Source organism: Bacillota bacterium LX-D, assembly GCA_031628995.1.
In the GTDB taxonomy this organism is placed as follows: domain Bacteria; phylum Bacillota; class DUOV01; order DUOV01; family Zhaonellaceae; genus JAVLUO01.
In genome coordinates this window covers 1-925 of the sequence record JAVLUO010000025.1, presented here as the reverse complement: position 1 = coordinate 925, position 925 = coordinate 1, and the positions used below count along the sequence as shown (strand labels likewise).

The 925-nt window shown below is 39.0% G+C and carries 1 protein-coding gene; it reads right to left on the bottom strand.

Going from position 1 to position 925, the window contains the following annotated elements; all coding sequences use genetic code 11:
• Positions 1-279: 279 nt before the first annotated feature.
• Entirely contained in the window at positions 280-507 is a 228-nt protein-coding gene (locus tag RDV78_11305) for a hypothetical protein (protein ID MDS1031009.1), read from the bottom strand.
• Positions 508-925: the final 418 nt, after the last annotated feature.

Sequence of the window (925 nt, the reverse complement as noted above, 5' to 3'; positions counted from 1 at the left end):
TTGTCTTTAATGAATCGGGCATGTTTTTCCACTGTTCAGTTCTCAAAGACCTGTTCTCTCTTTGTTGTTGCTTTTCTTTCGTTGCCGCCCTCAGGCGGCAAGAATTATTTTACCACTTTTAGCTTTCAGTGTCAACCGGCATTTTTGATTCATTTATGGTAGTTTTTCTTGTCTCGCCACTGACATTTAGTAATATATCATGGAGCGCACGGTTTTGTCAACACTTTTTCGAATAAAATCTACACAAGTTGATTTTCGATTTCCATGCATACTATTTCTTCAGCAATTTCCATGTTTTTTTACTACTTGTTGTATTTCGGCTTTATTAATATTTTCTAAATGAAATCCACCTACTACAGTGGTCAAACGCCCTGTTCTACAGGCAATATTGTGGGCTAATGGCTTAGTTATAAAATCGTCTTTATGCCCAACCAAGTTATACACAGAAGTAGTAGCACTTAGCTTGGTATTATCATCCAGACTGGGTCGTGGAATACTGATAGCCACACTACACCACTACACCCACAGCTTCACCTGCAACCTGTCAAGCAGTTCTTCCCAGGTCATCACTCTCTGCGGGAATCCGGATAATTTTTCTCGTGTTTCCACTTCTCCACAGCCAGCAAGGCTGATTAATGCTATTCCCAAAATAAGTAACACGTATCCCTCTCTAAAATAATAGGGTAAATGGTAAAAAATTAACCGGGAAATACCCGGTTTTTAGTTTAAATACCTACTTCCTATTCAGTCTGCCTAATTGGTTATCTTTTTATTTTACAACAGTTGGACTATTTATTGAACCTGACTCTAGTAATTTTTCGCGCAACAAAATTCAAAAAGTCCAGCTACTCTTGTAACTGGACTTAAAAATTAATTCTGGCAGTGACCTGCTCTCCCAGGGAATACTCCCTAGTACCATCGGCGC